Annotated in this window: 23 protein-coding genes and 1 pseudogene; 13 read left to right on the forward strand and 11 right to left on the reverse strand. The window is 42.4% G+C overall.

Features of this window, described 5'->3' with window-relative positions; all coding sequences use genetic code 11:
• Positions 1-6: 6 nt before the first annotated feature.
• Entirely contained in the window at positions 7-546 is a 540-nt protein-coding gene (locus tag JJQ88_RS13435; protein WP_210366551.1) for a VUT family protein, read from the forward strand.
• 43 nt (positions 547-589) lie between these two features.
• On the opposite strand, the gene JJQ88_RS13440 is transcribed toward JJQ88_RS13435, so the two are convergent.
• Positions 590-1417 carry an SDR family oxidoreductase gene (locus tag JJQ88_RS13440; protein WP_210366552.1) on the reverse strand — a complete coding sequence of 276 codons (828 nt, stop codon included), beginning with the start codon at positions 1415-1417 and terminating at the stop codon, positions 590-592.
• Positions 1418-1907: 490 nt separating this feature from the next.
• On the opposite strand from JJQ88_RS13440, the gene desA reads away from it, so the two are divergent.
• From desA to JJQ88_RS13455, 3 genes are all read left to right on the forward strand, one after another.
• Complete coding sequence (desA, locus tag JJQ88_RS13445; RefSeq protein ID WP_210366554.1) at positions 1908-2924, forward strand: Delta(5) desaturase DesA; 1017 nt, start codon at positions 1908-1910, stop codon at positions 2922-2924.
• Between the two features lie 135 nt (positions 2925-3059).
• Positions 3060-4199: a sensor histidine kinase gene (locus tag JJQ88_RS13450; protein ID WP_210366556.1), complete on the forward strand. Its 1140-nt coding sequence runs from the start codon at positions 3060-3062 to the stop codon at positions 4197-4199.
• The gene (locus JJQ88_RS13455; RefSeq protein WP_210366558.1) at positions 4196-4795 is read left to right on the forward strand and encodes a response regulator transcription factor; all 600 of its coding nucleotides are present in this window, start codon (positions 4196-4198) and stop codon (positions 4793-4795) included. Before JJQ88_RS13450 ends, JJQ88_RS13455 begins: the two co-directional genes overlap by 4 nt.
• 50 nt (positions 4796-4845) lie before the next feature.
• Here the strand turns inward: JJQ88_RS13455 and JJQ88_RS13460 are convergent, their stop codons facing one another.
• On the reverse strand, positions 4846-5220 hold the full coding sequence (locus JJQ88_RS13460) for a nucleotide excision repair endonuclease (RefSeq protein ID WP_210366559.1): 375 nt from the start codon (positions 5218-5220) through the stop codon (positions 4846-4848).
• A gap of 37 nt (positions 5221-5257) precedes the next feature.
• Positions 5258-5569: a gluzincin family metallopeptidase gene (locus JJQ88_RS13465; protein ID WP_210366561.1), complete on the reverse strand. Its 312-nt coding sequence runs from the start codon at positions 5567-5569 to the stop codon at positions 5258-5260.
• Between the two features lie 310 nt (positions 5570-5879).
• Here JJQ88_RS13465 and JJQ88_RS13470 point away from each other — a divergent pair, with 310 nt between their 5' ends.
• The gene (locus JJQ88_RS13470) at positions 5880-7418 is read left to right on the forward strand and encodes a DEAD/DEAH box helicase (RefSeq protein WP_481748305.1); all 1539 of its coding nucleotides are present in this window, start codon (positions 5880-5882) and stop codon (positions 7416-7418) included.
• 73 nt (positions 7419-7491) lie between these two features.
• On the opposite strand, the gene JJQ88_RS13475 is transcribed toward JJQ88_RS13470, so the two are convergent.
• Together JJQ88_RS13475 and JJQ88_RS13480 are read right to left on the reverse strand one after the other, a co-directional pair.
• Entirely contained in the window at positions 7492-7611 is a 120-nt protein-coding gene (locus tag JJQ88_RS13475) for a DUF4023 domain-containing protein (protein ID WP_210366564.1), read from the reverse strand.
• A 225-nt stretch (positions 7612-7836) separates the two neighbouring features.
• Entirely contained in the window at positions 7837-8370 is a 534-nt protein-coding gene (locus JJQ88_RS13480; RefSeq protein WP_210366565.1) for a histidine phosphatase family protein, read from the reverse strand.
• A gap of 139 nt (positions 8371-8509) precedes the next feature.
• Here JJQ88_RS13480 and JJQ88_RS21565 point away from each other — a divergent pair, with 139 nt between their 5' ends.
• The 6 genes from JJQ88_RS21565 (at position 8510) to JJQ88_RS13505 (ending at position 14137) form a co-directional block, all read left to right on the forward strand.
• The gene (locus JJQ88_RS21565; protein ID WP_282597702.1) at positions 8510-8641 is read left to right on the forward strand and encodes a hypothetical protein; all 132 of its coding nucleotides are present in this window, start codon (positions 8510-8512) and stop codon (positions 8639-8641) included.
• Positions 8642-9115: 474 nt separating this feature from the next.
• Positions 9116-10120 (forward strand): LacI family DNA-binding transcriptional regulator, encoded by a 1005-nt coding sequence (locus JJQ88_RS13485; RefSeq protein WP_210366566.1) that lies wholly within the window; start codon positions 9116-9118, stop codon positions 10118-10120.
• A 46-nt stretch (positions 10121-10166) separates the two neighbouring features.
• Complete coding sequence (locus JJQ88_RS13490; protein ID WP_210366567.1) at positions 10167-11846, forward strand: glycoside hydrolase family 13 protein; 1680 nt, start codon at positions 10167-10169, stop codon at positions 11844-11846.
• Between the two features lie 143 nt (positions 11847-11989).
• A complete protein-coding gene (locus JJQ88_RS13495; RefSeq protein ID WP_210366568.1) occupies positions 11990-12715 on the forward strand; it encodes an SDR family NAD(P)-dependent oxidoreductase in 726 nt (241 codons plus the stop codon).
• The gene (locus JJQ88_RS13500; RefSeq protein ID WP_246861166.1) at positions 12715-13755 is read left to right on the forward strand and encodes an S-adenosylmethionine:tRNA ribosyltransferase-isomerase; all 1041 of its coding nucleotides are present in this window, start codon (positions 12715-12717) and stop codon (positions 13753-13755) included. The genes JJQ88_RS13495 and JJQ88_RS13500 overlap by 1 nt, the downstream gene beginning before the upstream one ends.
• Before the next feature lie 19 nt (positions 13756-13774).
• On the forward strand, positions 13775-14137 hold the full coding sequence (locus JJQ88_RS13505) for a VOC family protein (RefSeq protein ID WP_210366569.1): 363 nt from the start codon (positions 13775-13777) through the stop codon (positions 14135-14137).
• A gap of 146 nt (positions 14138-14283) precedes the next feature.
• On the opposite strand, the gene JJQ88_RS13510 is transcribed toward JJQ88_RS13505, so the two are convergent.
• A complete protein-coding gene (locus JJQ88_RS13510; protein ID WP_210366570.1) occupies positions 14284-14586 on the reverse strand; it encodes a hypothetical protein in 303 nt (100 codons plus the stop codon).
• 214 nt (positions 14587-14800) lie between these two features.
• Positions 14801-15280 (reverse strand): DUF2062 domain-containing protein, encoded by a 480-nt coding sequence (locus JJQ88_RS13515; RefSeq protein ID WP_210366571.1) that lies wholly within the window; start codon positions 15278-15280, stop codon positions 14801-14803.
• Between the two features lie 263 nt (positions 15281-15543).
• Here JJQ88_RS13515 and pssA point away from each other — a divergent pair, with 263 nt between their 5' ends.
• Positions 15544-16239, forward strand: coding sequence for a CDP-diacylglycerol--serine O-phosphatidyltransferase (gene pssA / locus JJQ88_RS13520; RefSeq protein WP_210366611.1), 696 nt, complete (start codon positions 15544-15546; stop codon positions 16237-16239).
• 126 nt (positions 16240-16365) lie between these two features.
• On the opposite strand, the gene JJQ88_RS13525 is transcribed toward pssA, so the two are convergent.
• A complete protein-coding gene (locus JJQ88_RS13525) occupies positions 16366-16563 on the reverse strand; it encodes a CsbD family protein (RefSeq protein ID WP_210366572.1) in 198 nt (65 codons plus the stop codon).
• A 152-nt stretch (positions 16564-16715) separates the two neighbouring features.
• A complete protein-coding gene (locus tag JJQ88_RS13530; RefSeq protein ID WP_210366573.1) occupies positions 16716-17084 on the reverse strand; it encodes a hypothetical protein in 369 nt (122 codons plus the stop codon).
• Positions 17085-17388: 304 nt separating this feature from the next.
• Between JJQ88_RS13530 and JJQ88_RS13535 the strand changes: the two are divergent.
• A pseudogene (locus JJQ88_RS13535) lies at positions 17389-18007 on the forward strand (pyridoxamine 5'-phosphate oxidase family protein).
• Between the two features lie 183 nt (positions 18008-18190).
• Here the strand turns inward: JJQ88_RS13535 and JJQ88_RS13540 are convergent.
• Complete coding sequence (locus JJQ88_RS13540) at positions 18191-19066, reverse strand: glycerophosphodiester phosphodiesterase (RefSeq protein ID WP_210366574.1); 876 nt, start codon at positions 19064-19066, stop codon at positions 18191-18193.
• A gap of 132 nt (positions 19067-19198) precedes the next feature.
• A complete protein-coding gene (locus JJQ88_RS13545; RefSeq protein WP_210366575.1) occupies positions 19199-20230 on the reverse strand; it encodes a MerR family transcriptional regulator in 1032 nt (343 codons plus the stop codon).
• Positions 20231-20316 lie beyond the last annotated feature (86 nt).

The following is a 20316-nucleotide window of genomic DNA, read 5'->3' on the forward strand; positions in this document are numbered from 1 at the left end:
AAAGAGATGCGGGTTTTCCTTTACCTTGTTTCAATTATTGCAGCCAATGTCGTGACAGCGGCATTCGCGCCGCTTCAATTTGGGGTATTCATCGTACCGATGGGCACACTGCTAATCGGTGCTACCTTCATTTTCCGTGACCTGGTCCAAAATATGTACGGCAGGGGTAAAACCTATTTGTTTATTGGAACGGCACTGATGTTATCAGCAATCGCTTCTTATATTCTCGGCGATACATTGCTGATTGTCATGGCTTCCGCCTTGAGTTTTGCGGCAGCCGAAACCACAGATACCGAAATTTACACGAGGCTGCGGCTGCCGATGAGCTGGAGGGTATTTTACAGCGGCCTCGTTGGAGGCCTGCTTGATTCCATAATATTTGTGGTGATTGGTTTAAGCCCGATTGGCGCAAACTTCCTGCCATGGGAAGCCGTGCCTGCAGCCATCCTTGGCCAGGTTATCGTCAAAACCGTCATCCAGGCCGTCGGGGCAATGCTTTTGAATCCGATTAACAATTTATTGAATAAGAAAATGGTATCAAGTTAAGGTGCTGGATTTCCGGCACCTTTTTTTAAAAACTTCATCATAGCTATTGCATTCTTTTCATGACAATTCTTTCAATCAGGCGCCACGGCAGCACGCTTTTGAAGAACAGCAATCTTCCGACCCCTCTGCCAACTGGGTACCTTAGCTTTGAAATCCTGCTGCTTGTTGCAATCTTAACAACTGCCCTTGCTACCTCGAGCGGTTCACCTTGATGGTTTTTTCCAGCGTTTACTTGTTTCAGCAACGCAGCCATCGCCGATTTGTATGGTGATTTTTCATGGATCCTAACTTTTTCAACATTTGACCAAATATTCGTTTTATAAGAGCCTGGTTCAATAAGGACGACATCTATCCCGAAAGGTCTCAGTTCCAGCCGGAGACTTTCGCTGAACCCCTCAAGTGCGTGTTTTGAAGCCACATAAGCAGATAAGCCGGGGAATCCGAATCTGCCGCTTATGTTGCTCATATTGATAATTTTCCCTGAACCTTTTGCCCGCATGTATGGGATAGCCGCCTGGCTGACGGCTACTGTTCCAAAGAAATTTGTTTCGAATTGCTGCCGAAATTCATCCAGGGACAGTTCTTCCCCGAAACCTCCCAATGCAAACCCCGCATTATTGACAAGAACATCGACCGATTGGATGGTGTCAAGTTCCTTCTTGAAATCATTCACAGATTGTTGTGATGTTACATCAAGCGAAAGGATGACGATTCTTTTCTCCACATTTTCCAAAGCAGCTGCGGATTGCAGCCCCTCTGCTTTTTTTAAATCACGCATGGTTGCGATGACATGAAATCCAGCTTTAGCTAACTCTATGGCAATCAGCTTGCCAAATCCACTCGAAGCCCCCGTAATGACAGCGTTTTTCATTTCCTTCTCCTTTTTTGTCTTAGCTGTTTTCGTAAACTTTGTTTCTTTTTAATAAATGGCTGATTTACACTCAAAGCTGCTCGCTTTCAGCGGGGCATGAGTTGAGCCTCCTCCGCGCAAAAGTGCCTGTCGGCTCTTAACTTTCCCAATGAATCCCTCCGGGGTCTCGTACCTTCCGTTCCAACCAATCTTTTCGAAAACGATTTGTTTTTCTTGAAGTTGATTCAGAAACAATAATGTTTTAGAAAACAGCCATTTTTTTATTGATACCTCTGTATCCTAAACACTTGATATGATCGATGAACCGGTTCATTTTTATCATAAAACTCAGGATGATTCCTGGCTTCATTCAGGCATTTCGTGAGTACATTAAATGAAGTCGATATGACATTTATCATGTGTAATATATGACACCTGCTACTGCACAGAATCCATTCCATTATATATAATTTGCTTAACATAAAAATCCGAAAGGGGATTAATTCCAAACATGGTTACACACAAGACAAAAGAACTCAGAAAACAGATCGCCCCTTATGAACAGTCAAACATGAAAGACAGTATCTTTCAATTGCTGAATACGGTCGTTCCATTTTTAGCACTATGGATTTTGGCCTACCAAAGCCTGTCAATATCCTATTTACTATCTCTTTTATTCTCGGTTGCAGCAGCTGGATTGTTAATCAGGATATTCATTATTTTCCACGATTGCACACATCATTCTTTTTTCAAAAGCCGAAAAGCGAATAAAGTTGTCGGCACATTGACAGGCGTCCTGACAATGTTCCCATACAGCCAATGGGGCCATGATCATGCCGTCCACCATGCGACGAGCAGCAACCTTGACAAAAGGGGAACAGGGGATATATGGGTGATGACTGTCGATGAATATTTGGCTGCGCCAGTTTCGCTCAAGCTTGCGTACAGGCTTTATCGCAATCCCATCGTCATGTTTATCCTAGGACCAATTTATCTTGTCCTGATTAAGAATCGCTTTAATCGCAAGGGGGCAAGGACGCCTGAAAAGTTGAATACGTATTTGACAAACATCTTGATTTTTTCTGTTGCCGGCCTGCTGATCTGGGCAATCGGCTGGGAAGCATTCCTGATGGTGCAAGGACCAATTTTCTTTATCTCGGGGTCACTTGGCATATGGCTTTTCTATATCCAGCATACATTCGAAGATTCCTATTTTGAATCGGACAAAGATTGGGAATATGTAAAGGCTGCAGTAGAAGGCAGTTCTTATTATAAGCTGCCCAAGGTGCTCCAGTGGATCACGGGAAATATCGGGTACCACCATGTCCACCATTTAAGCCCGCGTGTTCCTAATTATAAGCTTGAAGAGGTTCATAATAATACAAAACCATTGCAAAACGTCCCGACAATTACATTGACAACCAGTTTGAGTTCCTTGAAATTCCGTTTATGGGATGAAGAAAGCAAGCAATTCATCGGTTTCAAGGAATTAAAAACATTAGTCAAGGCAAGCAAAATCACTGCATAGAAATTTCCTGAAATATATTTTACCAGACTCCCCTTTAAGCAGGACCCATTTTATTGAAAAATGGATTCTTAGCGAGGGGAGTGTTTTTATGGTAAAATGAATGAAAATTCCGCCATTCGAAACAGAGGTCATTACATGTTCAAAAAGTTTTTTGATTCTTTGAGAAGTACCGGCATTTCACCATACATATGGACAATCCTTGCTATCCTTCCATTTTATTTTATCTGGCAGGTTCCTTCCGTTTCAGGGAAGGTAGCCGGAACGATACTGACGGTGCTGTTTTTCCTGTTTTACTGGATAGCTTTTGTTTCAAAAGGGTGGACCGTTTATTTATGGACATGTATCCTTATCGGCATATCCATCGCTTCAGCTAGTCTTTTCAGTTATGTTTACTTTGCATTTTTCATTGCCTATTTTATCGGGAATTTAAAAGAACGTGTTCCTTTCCTCGTTCTTTACTTCATTCACCTGGTTGGTACATCGGTTGTCATCAATTTTGAAATTGTCCTGCAGGAGCAGCTTTTCATCACGCAGCTGCCAATCATAGTGATTGTCTGGATCAGCGTCATCCTTCTTCCATTCAGCATCTTTAACCGGAACGAACGCGGCCAGCTTGAGGAAAAGCTCGAAGATGCGAACAAGAAGATTTCCGAATTGATCAAAATAGAGGAACGTCAGCGGATCGCCCGTGACCTCCACGATACCCTGGGACAGAAGCTATCCCTTATCGGTTTGAAGAGTGACTTGGCCAGAAAACTAATCAACAAGAATCCTGAACAGGCTAAGGAAGAATTGATGGATGTCCAGCAAACTGCCAGGACTGCCTTGAACGAGGTAAGGAAGCTGGTAGCTGAGATGCGTGGCATCCGCCTTAGGGATGAAATCATCCGCATCAAACAACTCCTTAAAGCCGCACAAATCGAATTTATCGGCAATGAAGAAGATTTCAACCTTTCAAATGTTTCATTGTTGTCTGAAAATATTCTCAGCATGTGTTTGAAGGAAGCCGTAACGAATGTTGTGAAACACAGTAAGGCTTCCCGCTGCACCGTATCTATCCAGCAAAAAGAAAAAGAAGTCACCATGGAAGTCACTGATGATGGAATCGGGAATATTTCCGAGGAAGATTTTTTCAAAGGCAGCGGGCTCCAGGGGATGAGGGAGAGGCTGGAATTTGTGAATGGCACGCTTGAAGTTCATTCTAATGGGGGCACAAACCTCTTGGTCACGATTCCAAAAGTATTGCAACATACAGACAAGGAGGGAATGACATGATCCGGATTGTCATTGCTGAAGACCAGCGGATGCTCCTCGGTGCGCTAGGTTCATTGCTCAGTCTCGAGGACGATATGGATGTAGTCGGAAAAGCGGCCAACGGGGAGGAGGCTGTTGACTTGGCGAAAAAGCTGAACCCTGATATTTGCATTATGGACATTGAGATGCCAGGCAAGACCGGACTGGAAGCTGCGGAAGAGCTGAAGGAATTGGGTTGCAAAGTAATCATTCTGACGACATTTGCCCGTTCAGGCTATTTCCAGAGAGCATTGAAGGCAGGAGTAAGCGGATATTTGCTCAAAGATAGTCCCAGCGAGGAACTGGCAAGTTCGATCCGCCGCGTCATGGAAGGCAGGAGGATCTATGCTCCTGAATTGATGGATGATGTGTATAGCGAGGAAAATCCACTGACCGAGCGTGAGATGGAAGTCCTCGAACTCGTGGCAGAGGGGAAAAACACAAAAGAAATCGCAGGCCAGCTCAGCATAACGACCGGTACGGTACGTAATTACATCTCAACTATCCTGGACAAGCTCCAGGTGACAAACCGCATTGAAGCCATTACCCAATCCAGGGAAAAAGGCTGGTTCAAATGACAAAGAGCCTGTCCCGTTAGGCAATGGGTGCAACGGGGACAGGCTCTTTCTTATTTAAAGAAAACCTTGTCGATATTGTATTTCGCTTTGTGGCGGTTGATGATATACGTTTCATAAATATCACGTTCCATTGGATCCTCTACGTAGAAGACCGCAATTTTGTTCACATCATGCCGGTAGTTCTTAATTGGGGAAACATTGTCCTCGAAATGTTTTTTCACTCGCTGCCTTAGTTTGCGGGCCTTTCCCACAAACATCAATTCGTCAGCGGCATCATAGAACATGATGAGTCCGCCTTTATCTCTTGGTATCCGATTGTAATCAGTAAAACCGTATTCACTGCTGATCACCGATTCAGCCTTTGCTCCAAGCTGTTTGCTCCTCGTCAGTACAACATCAGGCGAAGGGATTTCAATTTTAATCATTTTTCATCACTTCCTATTTATCAATTTATCAATCGTATCATATGAATTGATGAAAATCCACCTGAAAACCCCATTGTTTTTTTGGACGTGCGTGCCGGTATAGAACTTTGAGGACCTTTCCTGTGATTCCGACTCGATTGAGTCCTGCTTCTGCTGCTTCCGCTTCAGGGCTGTCTTGGCCATAGGTGTGTTCGATTGATAAGTTGAGCGCTTTTCTAGCATCGCTGAATTTCGATTCTGCTGTTAAATTGACCGTCAAGGCGCAGTTATATGGGCCAAGCTTTTCTTTTCCGATTTCCATAACATTAAGGCAGGCTTCGTAGTCGATAATCGAATAGTTGATATGCACTCCGCCCTTATACACCCAGCCTGGCTGACAAAGAAATCATCATTTTCCATCTCCATAGCTCATTAGCTGCCCGTCCCACCGCCCATTGTGATCATTCTCGCCATAATAGCCTTTGACGCCAATGACTAAGCCTTTCGCGTAATGAAAGATGCAGCTATGCTGAAGATACAGTTTTCCTCACAAAAAACCAGCTGTATTTAAAAGACTTTAAGCACAGAAGGATTCTTGCCTTTTCTGCCCGAAAAGGGGGATAATTAGAAAGGCTGCAGAAGAAAGAAAGAATAGCTAGCACTGATCAGAGAAAGCAGGGATGCAATTGAAAAGTTTTATATCAATGGGCATATCCGAATGGTTGGCTGAAACATTGAAAAACATCGGGATCAGTTACCCGAATTCCATACAGGCACAAGCTATCCCAAAGATAATGGAGGGAAGGGACTTGATGGTCCGGTCCCAAACCGGTACAGGCAAGACATTCGCGTTCGCAGTACCGATTCTGGAAAAAGTGGATCCCCGCAACCCTTCTTTACAGGCTCTAATCCTAACTCCCACAAGGGAACTGGCGCTTCAAATCACTGACGAATTCAAAAAGCTTACCGCTGGTAAAGAGGGGCCAGGCATTCTCGCTGTATATGGAGGACAGGATGCAAAGGCACAAATGAAGGAGCTGAAAAAAGGAATTCAGATTGTCATCGGCACGCCAGGAAGGCTGCTTGATCATATCAGACAGCAAACAATCGATTTCTCTTACGTAAACATGCTTGTGCTTGATGAAGGAGACCAGATGCTCCAGATTGGTTTTTTAGAAGAAGTTGAAACGATTATCAAACAAACACCCAAAACTAGACAAACTCTTTTGTTTTCCGCTACAATGCCGAAAAAAATACGCGAATTGGGGAAATCCCACATGCGTGGTCCTGAATATATTCAGGCCGAAAAAAAACAGGCGCCCTCAGCTAATGTCGAACAAATTGCCATCCGTACTACAGATAGAGCGAAACAGAATGATCTTATAGAATCATTGAGGTTGTACGAGCCATTCCTTGGGGTGATTTTTTGCCGTACAAAAAGACGGGTTCACAAGTTGAATGAAATTCTACAGGCGAACTTCTTCAGCTGTGACGAGCTTCATGGTGACCTTTCACAGGCAAAGAGGGAGGAGGTAATGATCAATTTCCGCCAGGCAAGGATCCAATTCCTCATCGCCACTGATGTTGCGGCTAGAGGGCTTGATGTAGACGGCGTCACCCATGTATTTAACTATGACCTGCCGCATGATAGTGAAAGTTATATCCATAGGATTGGGCGGACAGGGAGAGCCGGGCGTGAAGGCATGGCAGTAACGTTCTACTCCGCTAAGGACGAGAAGCTGCTTAAAATGATTGAAACCGATTTGAACATAAGAATCGAAAGGAAAAACGGTCGCTTAAAACATAAAGAAATGGCCATACAGCCAGCTAAGAGGAAAAACACAAAAGAAAATCCTTCACGAAGCGGGGAAATTAAAGGAAAGTATACGAGGAACCATGAGGGAATGCGTGACAGAACACAGGACAGGGAAATGCAGGATCAGCGGGCGAATGGCACGCAAAAACATCTGCCTGGGATTAGATCGGCTGGTGCCCCAACGATTGAAAACCCTAGCAGCAAACGTCCAGTGACAAAAACAAAGGGTAAGCGGCACCCTGGATTGAAGGACAACCGTGAAGCATTCGTCCAGAAGGGATCCTGGGGAGACGCACGATCTCCGAAGCATCGAACAGGAAGATTAGCGAAAGACAAGAAGCATACTGATTCCCTTAGTAGTGGATCAAATAAAAGAATCTCTTCGAATTCAAGAAAAAGCTGAAGTTTTCCCTTAACTTATCAGCTTTTCTATTGCAGGGACAAAAAATAGACCTGCTATGAGGTCTATTTTCTCTCTAATGCTGCTTGTTGGGAAGCTTTCGGCTCGGGTGCCCATTCCCCTGGCGTTTCTGATTCTTTTCGTCTTTCTTCTGGTTTTCTTGAAGATTTTTCACATAATCATGGGTATTTTCCATTTTATGTCCTCCTTACAAGCATGGGATGACATTACTATTGCCTATACAGTTTGATTCCATTCATTCAGGCCAAAGGCATTGTCCCTGTTCGCTACGGCCGATTGACATTATAAGGATAGGTATTATCTCCAACTACTTGATCTGGGAAAAGCAATGGAAGAAATAAAATAGCCAGCCCTGCAAGGATCGGTCCATGATGTAAAAACAACTGACCCTTGATTTGGCTTATTTTTCGAAGATATATATTCTGGCATTTTCCGGCCTGTTGAATTTCGGGCCCGAAAAACCTCTCTTCAATAGCTCTTTCCTCATGAACATCATAATACCTCCATGTCCTACGATAAGTACATCTTCTCCATGGGCAAGGGCATAGTCGAGCGCTTTATTGATTCTTTCCAATACTTGCTTCTTGGATTCTTTTTGGGATTCATGACCAAAAAACCATGCCGTCCTTATCATCGATAAATAGAGCCAAAGAGGGATCTTGACGCCGGATTTCAGGATTGGCGAAATGGCTATCTCCCGCAGATCTTCTGAACAAAAAATATGTCCCGAAAAAGCCTTCTCTGCCGTTTGTCTCGCTCTTCCTAAATCACTGGAATAGCATCGTTTCCATTCAACCCCATGCAAATCGATGTTTATTTCCTCCAAACCCGATTCATCATATTCCCTTTGCCATTGCAGGAGCTCAGCTGATGACACAAGCTTATTCGGGTATCCAAGTGTTACTTTAAAATGCCTCAACAAACCAACCTTCATTTTACTCATCCTGTTCATGCTTGATGAATATATGATTCTGCATCTTATTCCCAATACCTCTTTCTTCAAATGAAAAAGATGGAATTCCATGTGGTTTTTTGCGTGAATGAGGCAATTTATAACAAAAGGAGGTGCTTGCATGCCTAGAGGAAAAGAGCTCGAACAGCTGCCAATGGCAAACACTTTACCTGGAATGGGAAAAGACCAGACCAAGCTTGTAAGAAAAACGGCAACAGGGATCACAAAAGGCGTCACCCCTGAACCTGCTTAATATAAGGATGGGGATTGAACAATGAATAGCGCACCAAAACCTGGATATTGAAAATCCAGGTTTTTGAGTTTTAAAAGAAAGGCTATGTTAAAGACCAGTGTTGATTTTTAATACCTTTTTGTTGGAACGGAAGGCACGCAGACTCCTCGAAAATGCGAACGCATTTCCTTCGTGCGTGGCAAACTCGAGGAAGCACATTCAGGTCCAGCGGGAATACGAGGCAGGAGGAGGCCCCACAGGCGCTTTTGCGACGAGGAGGCTCCACGGCACGCCCCGGAAAGCGGCCGACTAAAACCGCCGAGTCCTGCGGCAAAGTCGGCACTAGGACTTCCTGTCCGTCGAAGTGCCGGAAGTAAAAATCAACAAACAAATTTAACATAGCCAAAAAAAACAACCACATAATTGTAAATCGCAGCAAAAGATACTATCATGAACATAGGAACGTAAACGTTTACGCAAAGGAATTGAATGATAATGGGTTATACAATTAAAGATGTCGCAAAGAAAGCCAATGTTTCGATTGCTACCGTTTCCAGGGTGTTGAATAACGCTGGCGGATACTCCAAAGCTACAGAAGAGAGGGTAGTGAAGGCAATCCGGGACCTGGGCTATCAGCCCAATGCAGTTGCCAGAAGTTTGATCAACAATAAATCAAACACAGTTGCTCTGCTCTTCCCGGAGGTATCAAGCCAATTTTCCGCCAGGATCCTCAAAGGAGCGGAGGGTACAGCCAATCGTTTTGGATCCAGCGTCATCGTCTGCAATACTTCATCCCATGGTACGCGTACAATGAAGTATTTACAGCTTTTATCAGAAAAACGTGTCGATGGGATTATTTTTGTCAGCGAATTGATGACAGAAGAATACTATACAAAACTGGTGTCAATGGATATACCGGTAGTACTCGCAGCAACTGAATCTTATTTATTTCCCTTTCCGTTCGTAAAGGTGGATGATCAGCATGCAGCCTTTACAGCGACACACTACTTGATCAGGAAAGGGCACAAAAGGATTGGAATGATCAGCGGCAGCCAGGACGATTCAATTGCAGGGGAGCCGCGGATTACCGGATATCAAAAGGCGCTTGCGGCTCACGGATTACCACTTAACGAGGCTGATATCGTTTCCGCAAAGGGTTTTTCATTTAAGGACGGAGTCGATAGCCTGCCGATCCTCCTTGAAAAAGCTCCTGATTTGACCGCAATTTTCGCCGCGAGTGACGAAATCGCCATTGGCGCCATTTCAGCTGCCTATAAAATGGGGCTAAACATTCCTCAAGACCTGTCTATCATCGGATACGACAATTTACCGATTGCTGAAATGAGCATCCCACCGCTTACCACAGTTGAGCAGCCACTGGAAGGAATGGGGAGTATAGCAGCAGAAATGCTGTTTAGCATGATGCAATCCGGAGAAAAAGTTGAAAGCAGGATCATGCCGCATAAGATCATTGAAAGAGAAACGGTCAGAAGCCTTTGAAGATTCGTAAACGTTTACTGAAACATATCACAAATGAGGTGGCAAAATGAAAAAACATTGGTGGAAAGAATCTGTAATCTATCAAATCTATCCTCGAAGCTTCATGGATTCAAATGGGGATGGAATTGGCGATATTCCGGGAATTATTTCAAAGCTCGATTATTTAAAAGAACTTGGGGTTGATGTCATCTGGCTTTCTCCTGTATATAAATCACCGAATGATGACAATGGATATGATATCAGCGACTACCGTGACATCATGGATGATTTTGGCACGATGGAAGATTGGGAGTTGCTTTTAAAGGAAATGCATACCCGCGGTTTAAAACTGATCATGGACCTTGTTGTCAATCATAGTTCAGATGAACATCAATGGTTTATAGAGTCCCGTAAGTCAAAGGACAATCCTTATCGAGACTACTACATCTGGCGTCCTGGGAAGGATGGAAAGGAACCGAATAACTGGAAGTCGACTTTCAGCGGCTCTGCATGGCAATATGATGAAACAACAAGAGAATACTATCTTCATATTTTCAGCAAAAAGCAGCCAGACCTCAATTGGGAAAACCCAAAACTTCGTCAGGAAATATACGACATGATGAAGTTCTGGCTCGATAAAGGGATCGATGGTTTCAGGATGGACGTTATTAATTTCATTTCCAAGGTAGATGGCCTTCCTGATGCCCCTAATCCTGAAGGAAAAAAGTATGTTTCGGGAAGCCAATCCTTCATGAATGGTCCGAAAATCCATGAGTACCTTCAGGAAATGAATCGGGAAGTTCTTGATCAATATGACGTCATGACTGTCGGGGAAATGCCTGGGGCGGATGTTGAACAAGCAAAGCTGTATACAGATGAATCCAGGAATGAAGTCAATATGATTTTCCAATTTGAACATATGGATCTTGATTCAGGGCCAGGAGGCAAATGGGATCTCAGACCACTCAAGCTTAATGATTTGAAGGAAAACATCACAAAATGGCAAAAGGGTCTTGAGCAAACGGGCTGGAATAGCCTCTATTTGAACAACCATGATCAGCCAAGGATGGTGTCCAGATTTGGCAATGATAAGCAATACCGGGTAGAATCAGCAAAGATGCTGGCCACCTTCCTTCATATGCTGAAAGGGACTCCTTATATCTATCAGGGCGAAGAAATCGGTATGACAAATGTCCGTTTCGATTCGATTGAAGACTATAAAGATATTGAAACCTTGAATATTTACAAGGAAAAAGTGGAGCAGGACAAGGAAAATCCAGCAAAGGTAATGGAATCGATCTATGTGAAGGGCCGCGATAATGCACGGACTCCGTTCCAGTGGGATGATAGCAGAAATGCAGGATTCACGACAGGGAAGCCGTGGATCAAAGTGAATCCAAACTATACTGATATAAACGCCATGGCAGCGGTCGCGGATGAGAACTCGATTTACCATTATTATCGAAAATTGATCCAGCTGAGGAAAGAAAACCCGATTATCGTACATGGAAGCTATGATATCATCGTTCCTGATGATAAAAATATTTACGCCTATACAAGGACTTATCAATCACAGGAATTGCTGGTGGCCTTGAATTTTTCCGCTAAAAATCAAGAATTGCATGTACCTGAAGAGCTTCTTGGCAAGGAAACTGAAGTTCTTATTACAAATTATGGCGAATATGGACTTTCCTCCAGATTGAATCTGAAACCTTATGAAGCGATTGTCTTTTTGATTCATAACTGAACTTCAGAAGGCTGTGATGAGCAGCCTTTTTTTCATGGCTGTTCATACTAAAGTAGGAATGAATATCAAGCTTCTTTCCGAAGTAATGTTTTCCATGACGACTTAATATAGAGACAGATAGGAAACCTCAGGAGGAGATACAAATGTTGAATGAGAAGGTTGTCATGATTACAGGTGTGACCCAGGGACTTGGAAAGGCATTGACAATGGCATTCGCAAGACAAGGAGCGAAACTTGCTGTATGCGCAAGAAGAGGAGATAAACTTGAAGATGTAAAGAAGGAAGCGAATGCTGCAGGGGGAAAAGTTATTGCAGTCCAGGCAGATATTTCCATTCCAAGAGATGTGGAAAAGTTTGTTTCCATCACAGAAAAAGAGTTCGGTCATATTGATGTCTTGATCAATAACGCCTCAATCCTCGGCCCGAGCCCAATGCCCCTTTTGGCAGATTTTCCTTCGGATGACTTCGCAGAAGTGCTCAGAGTAAACAGCATCAGCCCTTTCCTTGTTACAAGGAGAGTTCTTCCAGGCATGCTGGAGCGGAATACAGGGTCAATTATCAATGTCACTTCCGAGGCGGGGAATGTAGGCTATGCTGGATGGGGAGCTTACGGAATTTCAAAATTCGCTGTTGAAGGTCTCACCCAAACCTGGGCGGATGAACTGAGTGAAACAAATGTCCGAATCAACATGGTTGATCCTGGAGAAATGGATACAGAAATGCATGCACTGGCAGTACCTGATTGTGACTATGAATTGGCAGACCCAAAAGATATCGTCGACGTATTCATATACCTCGCATCTGAGGAAGCTGAACCTATCAATGGACAGCGCCTGAAGGCCCAGGAATTCACGAGGGAGGGAGCATGATGCAAATGAATATTAAGGAACCAATGCATGACTTTGTTCTTCCTTCTGAACTGAACGCTACCTGTCCTCCTGAGAGAAGGGGAGTTCGCAGGGACCATGTCAGAATGCTCGTTCTCAATCGGATATCCGGAAAGATTAAGCATGCTTTTTTTAACCAGGTTGATGAATATTTGAAACCAGGGGATGTTCTTGTACTAAACAGCAGCAGAACAATTCCGGCAATTTTGAAAGCGGACTGGAAAAGGCAGCATCATTCATTGGGCAAAGAAATTGAAATCAGGCTGGCATCGAGAAACGATGATTCCACCTGGGAAGCATTGATTGTTGCGGAAGACGTTAGGATTGGCGATGATTTCCTTTTCGATAAAACATTGACAGCAAAAGTGATTGCCAATAAAGTACATTCTCCACTGAAAAAAATCCGGTTTTCCTTAGGAGGCACGGCATTGCTGGAAGAAATTTATTCCGTAGGGGAACCTGTAAGATACGAATACATCGATCATCCTTGGGAGTTGGACTATTACCAGACAGTATTTGCCTCAAGTCCAGGGTCTGTTGAAATGCCATCAGCCGGGAGGGCATTCAGCTGGGAATTATTATTCAAACTTCGGAAAAAAGGAATAAAGCTGGCATTCATCCAGCTCCATTCAGGTCTCAGTTATTTGCTCGATGACGACTATGATCATTCTCCTGAAAATCACCATGAAGAGTATGTCATATCCAAGGAAGCATTCGAAACCATCCTCCAGGCTAAGCGGACGGAGAACAAAGTCATCGCAGCAGGTACAACCGTCGTGCGTGCCATCGAAGCCGCAGCCACCAAGGGGTGTTTAAGCGGATGGACAAATTTATATGTCACTGCTGATTACGACCTTAAATTGACCGACGGGATCATTACTGGTTTCCATGAGCCAAAGGCTAGCCATCTGGACATGCTGACAGCCTTCATAGATAAAGAAAAAATGTTCGCAGCATACGAATCAGCGATGAGTGAGAAATACTTGTGGCATGAGTTTGGGGACATTAACTTGATAATTTAGAAACAGGGGGGGAAGTTCCATGTTCTTTCATCACTATGCTCTCGAGGTGAGGAATGTATCAGCAACAAAGGAATTTTATCAAAAAATCCTGGGATTCGCTGAAGAAGACGGAATCTCTTATCAAGGGAAAGTAATCGATTTCTTATTGCTTGACGGGTTCAGAATGGAAATTCTTGAAAACAAACAGGCATGTGCCAAAAATGACCGAACCCATCTATGCTTTGAAGTCAGGAACTTGGATCAAAAAATAGAACTGATGAAGAACCTTGGCCATCTTCCTTCAGAAGGGCCATATCAGCTCGAGAATGGCTGGAAAACAGTTTTTTACATCGGACCGGATGAGGAAACGATTGAATTCTTGCAGAATCGCTTATCAATTTAAAATGCAAATAAATCAAAGGAGATAACAAATAATATATTATCTCCTTTTCTTTAACTAAAGCATCCATTCAATAAGGATTTGCGTATAGGGTAGAAAATACAAACCTATTATTCAAACTTGAATTTAAGCATTTTTTTGAATTAGCATCAGAAAATAAGTTCTCCAATTAAGAAGATTAGCGCCAAAAATCCTAAAAAAGAAACAAGGAAAACCAAAAAGGAACGTTCTTTACTTCTAGTGATTGAGACAATTCCTAAAATGAAAGCACCTGCCATAGCCACAAGGCCTGTAATCGCAGATATGTTAACAGTCATTCTTCTATAAAATGTTTCAATTACTACTGGTTCTTGTATAGATGAGACTATTGAAGCAACAATATTTAACAGTATGCAAATAATAAACAGGAAAATAGACCATTTGCCAATAGGCGTTTTTGGAAGGAATGCCATATGAAATTTCCCCTCATACTATATGATCACTTCAACATTATCATTATATCACTCTTTAAAAGTGACATGACTGCCATAATAACTCCAAAAAACTATAATTTCAAAATTCGATTGATCAGGACAATATGGATGAAAAAAAAGGATATATGATCATATGCTGAACATAATATCCTCTCATTATTTTTGTTTATTTAACAAATCGATTTGCACTCCTTTATTTTTTCACTTCCCATTTCCTGAGCAAGGACAAGAATTGCAGCCTATGCTTTTGGATTGTCATGAAAAGAAAGTAGTATACAGCCATCCCGAACAGGATCATATTCACAAGCATACCAAGGAAAAAAGCAGTGCTTATATGCATGCCAGCGTTTATGGCAGTGTGGCCGGCAGGTCCGACCCCTTCTGAAAATGGCAGAAACTTCGAAGGTAACAGCTTTTCGCCAACAAGGACGTTCATATAAAACAATAACGGAAAAAGCCAAGTCAGAGAAACACCGCCTATTAACCCAGCCACCGGATTGCCACGAAAAACTTTGGCTCCAGCAACGGAAAGAAACGGTCCAATTCCAAAAGTAGGGATGAAATTGACTAAAAAACCAAGTGTGAATCCTAAAGAAATTTTATGGGAATTCCCTTTAATCCTGAATAATCTGATCAACAGGAATTTAAATCTTCGTAGCATTAACTTAATCATCATCACCAGCTCCGAAATTAGTATACAGGTTAGAGCAGCAATTGAACAGCTATTTTACCAAAATCTTTTTAATACCGCCCAAATATATTTCTTCAAAAAGTACAATTTTGGTTATAAATCCCTAATGAAAATACGATATAATGGTATAGTTAAACTTCAGTGTCGGCGATTTACAAAAAGAATAAACATGATTTGTTGACAGATAGGGTAACAATATCCATATATTAAAATTGATTCTCGGAGAGTGAGGGCAACTGATGCGTTTGCGTTTTACTAAAATGATTCCCAATACGTTCACATTAGGGAATCTTTATTGCGGTTTTTTATCAATTGGTTTTGCGGCTAATGGCCAGTTCAATAACGCTGCTATTTTAGTCTTAATTGGCATGATGTTGGACAGTATGGATGGCAGGCTTGCCAGAATGCTAAAAGCAGATACCAAGTTGGGGAAGGAACTGGACTCACTGGCTGATATCGTGACATTCGGTGTTGCACCGTCATTCCTTGTCTATTATACATATTTTTATCAATTCGGCCTATGGGGCCTTCTTGTAGCAGGATTGTTTCCGCTATTTGGCGCATACCGTCTGGCCAGGTTCAATATCAGCACAGACAAGACTTCCCTTAATTACTTCATTGGGGTTCCCATCACCGCAGCCGGCGGAATCATGGCAATTTTGACATTGTTCGGAGATAAAATACCTAATATCGTAACAACCGTGGTCTTCACTGCATTAAGTTTTTTAATGGTGAGCAGGATCAGGATCCCCAGCTTCAAGGAAATCCCATTGCCCAAGTATGGGACAATCGTCACCATTTTCCTTGGCTCACTTTTATTCGTGATCTATAAAGGGACATATGGACAGTTTCCATATTTAATTTATATCGCTACCCCATTATATATCGCCTATCTTGCTTACAGGTTTGTCAAGGGAAAACATAAGCATGACATTGATTGAAACCTGATTCAGGGAAAACTCAAATGCAGCCGGATGGTGCATACCACTGGACCACTGTGAAGAAACGGATTATAAAAAACACAATGAAAGAAGCCTTCGCTTATTGCGAAGGCTTCTTTCTCTTTCTTATTTATCATCCACTGTATCATTGAAAGCTCTTGAAATGCTTTCTTTAACATCTCCGGTTTTTTCTTGTACCTTACCTTTTCCTTTATCCATCCGGCCCTCAGCTTCCATGGATTCATTATCAGTCATTTTTCCGAATTGTTTCTTCGCTTCTCCTTTCAACTGGTCAAGCCTTCCTTTTGTCTGATCATCATTCATGGTTTTGGCCTCCTTAATGTTTGTATTTCATATATACCCATTTTCATTAGGGGAAAACGGAGTAACCAGACTATATACGATTAGGTGAACATGAAAACCGCATGATCAGGCCACGGATCAAAAGGATCCCTATGTCCCCGGCATTCCTTATCTTACTTCCGGTCCCGAGCTAGTACCGGGAACTTTACAGGTGTATCCAACTTCATGCCATCACGATAGGAACGATAGGAAATCACGTTATGACCGTTTGACTGGACATCCAATTGCAGGATTTTATCATGTTTTGTTTCTAGGGAATAGTTCAACTGATCTTGCACAAGTTCATAAAAAAAGAGAGGGATCCCTAAGTATTCTTTTCTGACTATATTTGTATCAGGATGATGTTTTACATAATCGGCAATCTGCTGAATGGTAGCTGAAGAGGTACCAGTAATTGAGTAGAATGTCTCCTTTGCGTAGCCAAAAGCTTGGTTTAGCGACATTTTTGCTTTATTAATAAAATGATTGATCGACTGATTCATTCAGAACCTCCTTTCCATAATGATGGCAAATTATATGGATAATGAATAATATACCCGACGAAATGAAAGTGATTCCTATCCAGTATTTATATTTTTATTCCTTTTTCACTTAGAAAACACATGTTAAAAAAGTGGATAAGGATTAAAATAAATTACAATTGGATCAACGTAAAGTTATGAGTGCGCAATGTTTCATGGAAAATGGTCTCTATCTGTCCCATATAACAGGAAACCACTCACAGACAAGTTGTAACAATTGCCTTACACAAGGCGTCTATAGACTTAATTTAAAAGGGAGGAGAAGATCTTGAGTAAGTATATAACTAATGTCCAGGAGTTGACCGAGCTTGCTGGAGAACCAGGCGAACTAGCTAAACGAAAGGTTATCACATTCATAGACAAACATTGCAGGGAATATATTAGCAAGTCCCCCTTTTTGATTTTATCAACAGCTGATGCTTCAGGGTTTTTGGATGCATCCCCGCGGGGCGACGCACCTGGCTTTGTTTTGATTCTTGATGAGAAACGGCTGGTAATTCCTGAACGCCGCGGGAATAAACGTATGGATTCTTTAAAAAATATAATAACAAATCCTCAGGCCGGCATCCTGTTCACCGGGGATGCAGGAGGCATTACGGGTAAACGGAAAGGCCAGGCTGACAGTTGACCGTTACATATTGAGAAAAATGGCTGTTAACGGAAAGGTTCCTGTCGTAGGCATCGAAATTGAGGTAGATGAATGCTTCATTCAGTGTGGCAAGGCAATAAAGCGTTCCGGTTTATGGCAGAGTGAAAGTTGGCCGGATCTTCATTCATTGCCGTCCGCTGCAGAAATTTTGGCTGCCCACGCAAATTTGTCGGGAACAACAGAGAAAGAAATTGAAGAAAAATTGAAAGACGGTTATATGAATCGTTTATATTAGAAAAGCATCAAAAGCGCAAAGAACGCTATCAACCAAAAAGAAGAAAAGAGAAATCCTTAAAAGTCACAATGGATGCGCGTAAATAGTTATGGTCCTTTGTCATTTTTTTGTACGACGATTATCTTCCGACTGAATTCCTTTACAGGAAATAACGAAAGCTGCTTTTTATATGCAGCTTTCGTTTCATTTTTTTCCGCGCATTACTTCATTGAGCTTATCAGGGTAATTGGTGAACATACCTGTCACGCCCCAGCCAAGGAGCTTATCCATCTCTTCTTTTACATTTACAGTGTAAGGATGGATGAAAAGTCCGGAATCGCGGACCTTTTTCACATAACCTGGACTTAGAGCAGTGTAATGCATGCCTATGCCGTCAGCATACTTCTTAAGTGCAGCTATCTCTGAATCACTGATCACAGCAGGTGAGTAATAGGAAAGAAGCTGAATCAGAGGCAGTCCTCTGTCCAACTGATGGATTTTTTTTAGACTCTCGGCACTAAAGGATTGAATGACCACCCTGCTGGGTTGACCTTCAATGCCTGTAAGGCTGTACTCCTTCAGGATCTGTACCAATTTTTCCTCAATGCCCGGATACATGTCGGGTGTCTTCGTTTCTATATAGAATTTGCTTGTCATGCCAAATTGCTGAAGTATTTCCTTCAGTGTCGGCACCTTTAGTCCTGCATACTCTGACCGTGACTTAGCGGGATAGGCTTTATTGAACCACGAACCCGCATCGAGCTTTTTAATTTCCTTTAAGGTCAAGTCCTTGACTAGCCCTTTCCCATTTGTTGTCCGGTCAACGGTTTCATCATGCATCGCAATCAATTCTCCATCCTTTGTCATTTGGAGATCGATTTCAATATAATCCGATTTCATCCTGACACCAAGCTCGTATGCAGGGAAAGTATGTTCAGGTGCATAACCGGATGCACCCCGATGGGCAAGAGTGACAAAATTGACAAAAGCAGGTTTCTGACCCATGGCAGCCGAAATACTGACAGGCATCGTCAAATAGATGACAGAGGCAGCCAAGGCATATTTTATTACGCTTTTCATCCCGAAATCCTCCTCTCTGGTTTGTAATCGGAAACATGGAGTCTGGAGAGGGTTACGAGTGAGACCTTCCTGAATTTAGATATTATTATGGACAATAAGCCTGAGAAAATCCCATTATACGAAAGGATTAAGTTATTTCCATACCTTCCACCAATTTCTCCTGCTGCTTTTAGCTGCCGCGGTTTCTCTGAAGCTTTCCACCATCCCTTTAAACATTTCGTCCCGCTTGATGATAAGCTGCCTGAATTCCTCGCGCTCATTTTTCATTGTTCTCCACATATGATTTCTTTCTTGATTCATGGCTTCGCTTAAATTGGAAAATTCCTCATTTCTCGCTTCCTGGTAGTTAGCAAATATCTGGAATTCCTCTGATATTGTTTCCGTTGTTTGATTCAGCCGTTTCACAAGTTTTGAGATATCTTTATTTGTTCCCAATGAAAGCTTTTCCACAGAATTAGTCAGACGGATAATTTTCTCCATTGTTCCTTTCGATGATTTTGCCAGGCTGTTAGTCAAAGAGTTGATTCGATCCGATGTTCCTTTAGAAACATTTGAGATTTTTGCAGAAATCACCCCTAAAACTTCTGAATTCTGTTCTGAACTTTTCACGATGGAATTTGATAATTCTGTTATTTGTTCTGCCGTTTTTTCACTGGACTTATAAACTGAATCGGAAATCGCCCTGACCGTCGTATAGGTCCCTTTGGAAATCTCTTTTTTTACTTCCTCCAGTACTTCTTTCCTGATGCCATTGCGAATTTCAATCTTCACTTCTTCGATCAGAGATTCCTTATATTGCTCCATTGCTGACATTATAGCCTGATAACCAATTTCATTATGGGTGTATGAAGTGGCTGGCCCAGATGGCTCAATGCTCAATTCCCGTGTAGCTTCGAAAGGTTCCGAGCCGGCATGGGACTCATTGTGCCTTTGCAGTAAATCGCGGATTACTTCCTTGCTTAAATTTTTGTCACGCATCTGCTTGATTTTCATTAGCATTTCTATTTCGATATCTGTATAAAATCTAGCGCCTTGTTTTGTACGCGGAATGAATAAAAGACCTTCCAAATCTTTTTCCCATTGCCTGAGTGTCCCTGAGGGAACATTCATTCTCTTGGATACCTCTTTGATCGTGTACGCTTTCATGTATTGTGTTTCTGTCATCATGCACAACCCTTTCTGTTGAATATTAAGGCTATGTATACTTGATACTGCCCTTGCGACAAAAGTTGATAGCACTGAAGCAAACA

The sequence above is a fragment of the Bacillus sp. REN3 genome, from assembly GCF_017912555.1.
Taxonomy (GTDB): domain Bacteria; phylum Bacillota; class Bacilli; order Bacillales; family Cytobacillaceae; genus Mesobacillus.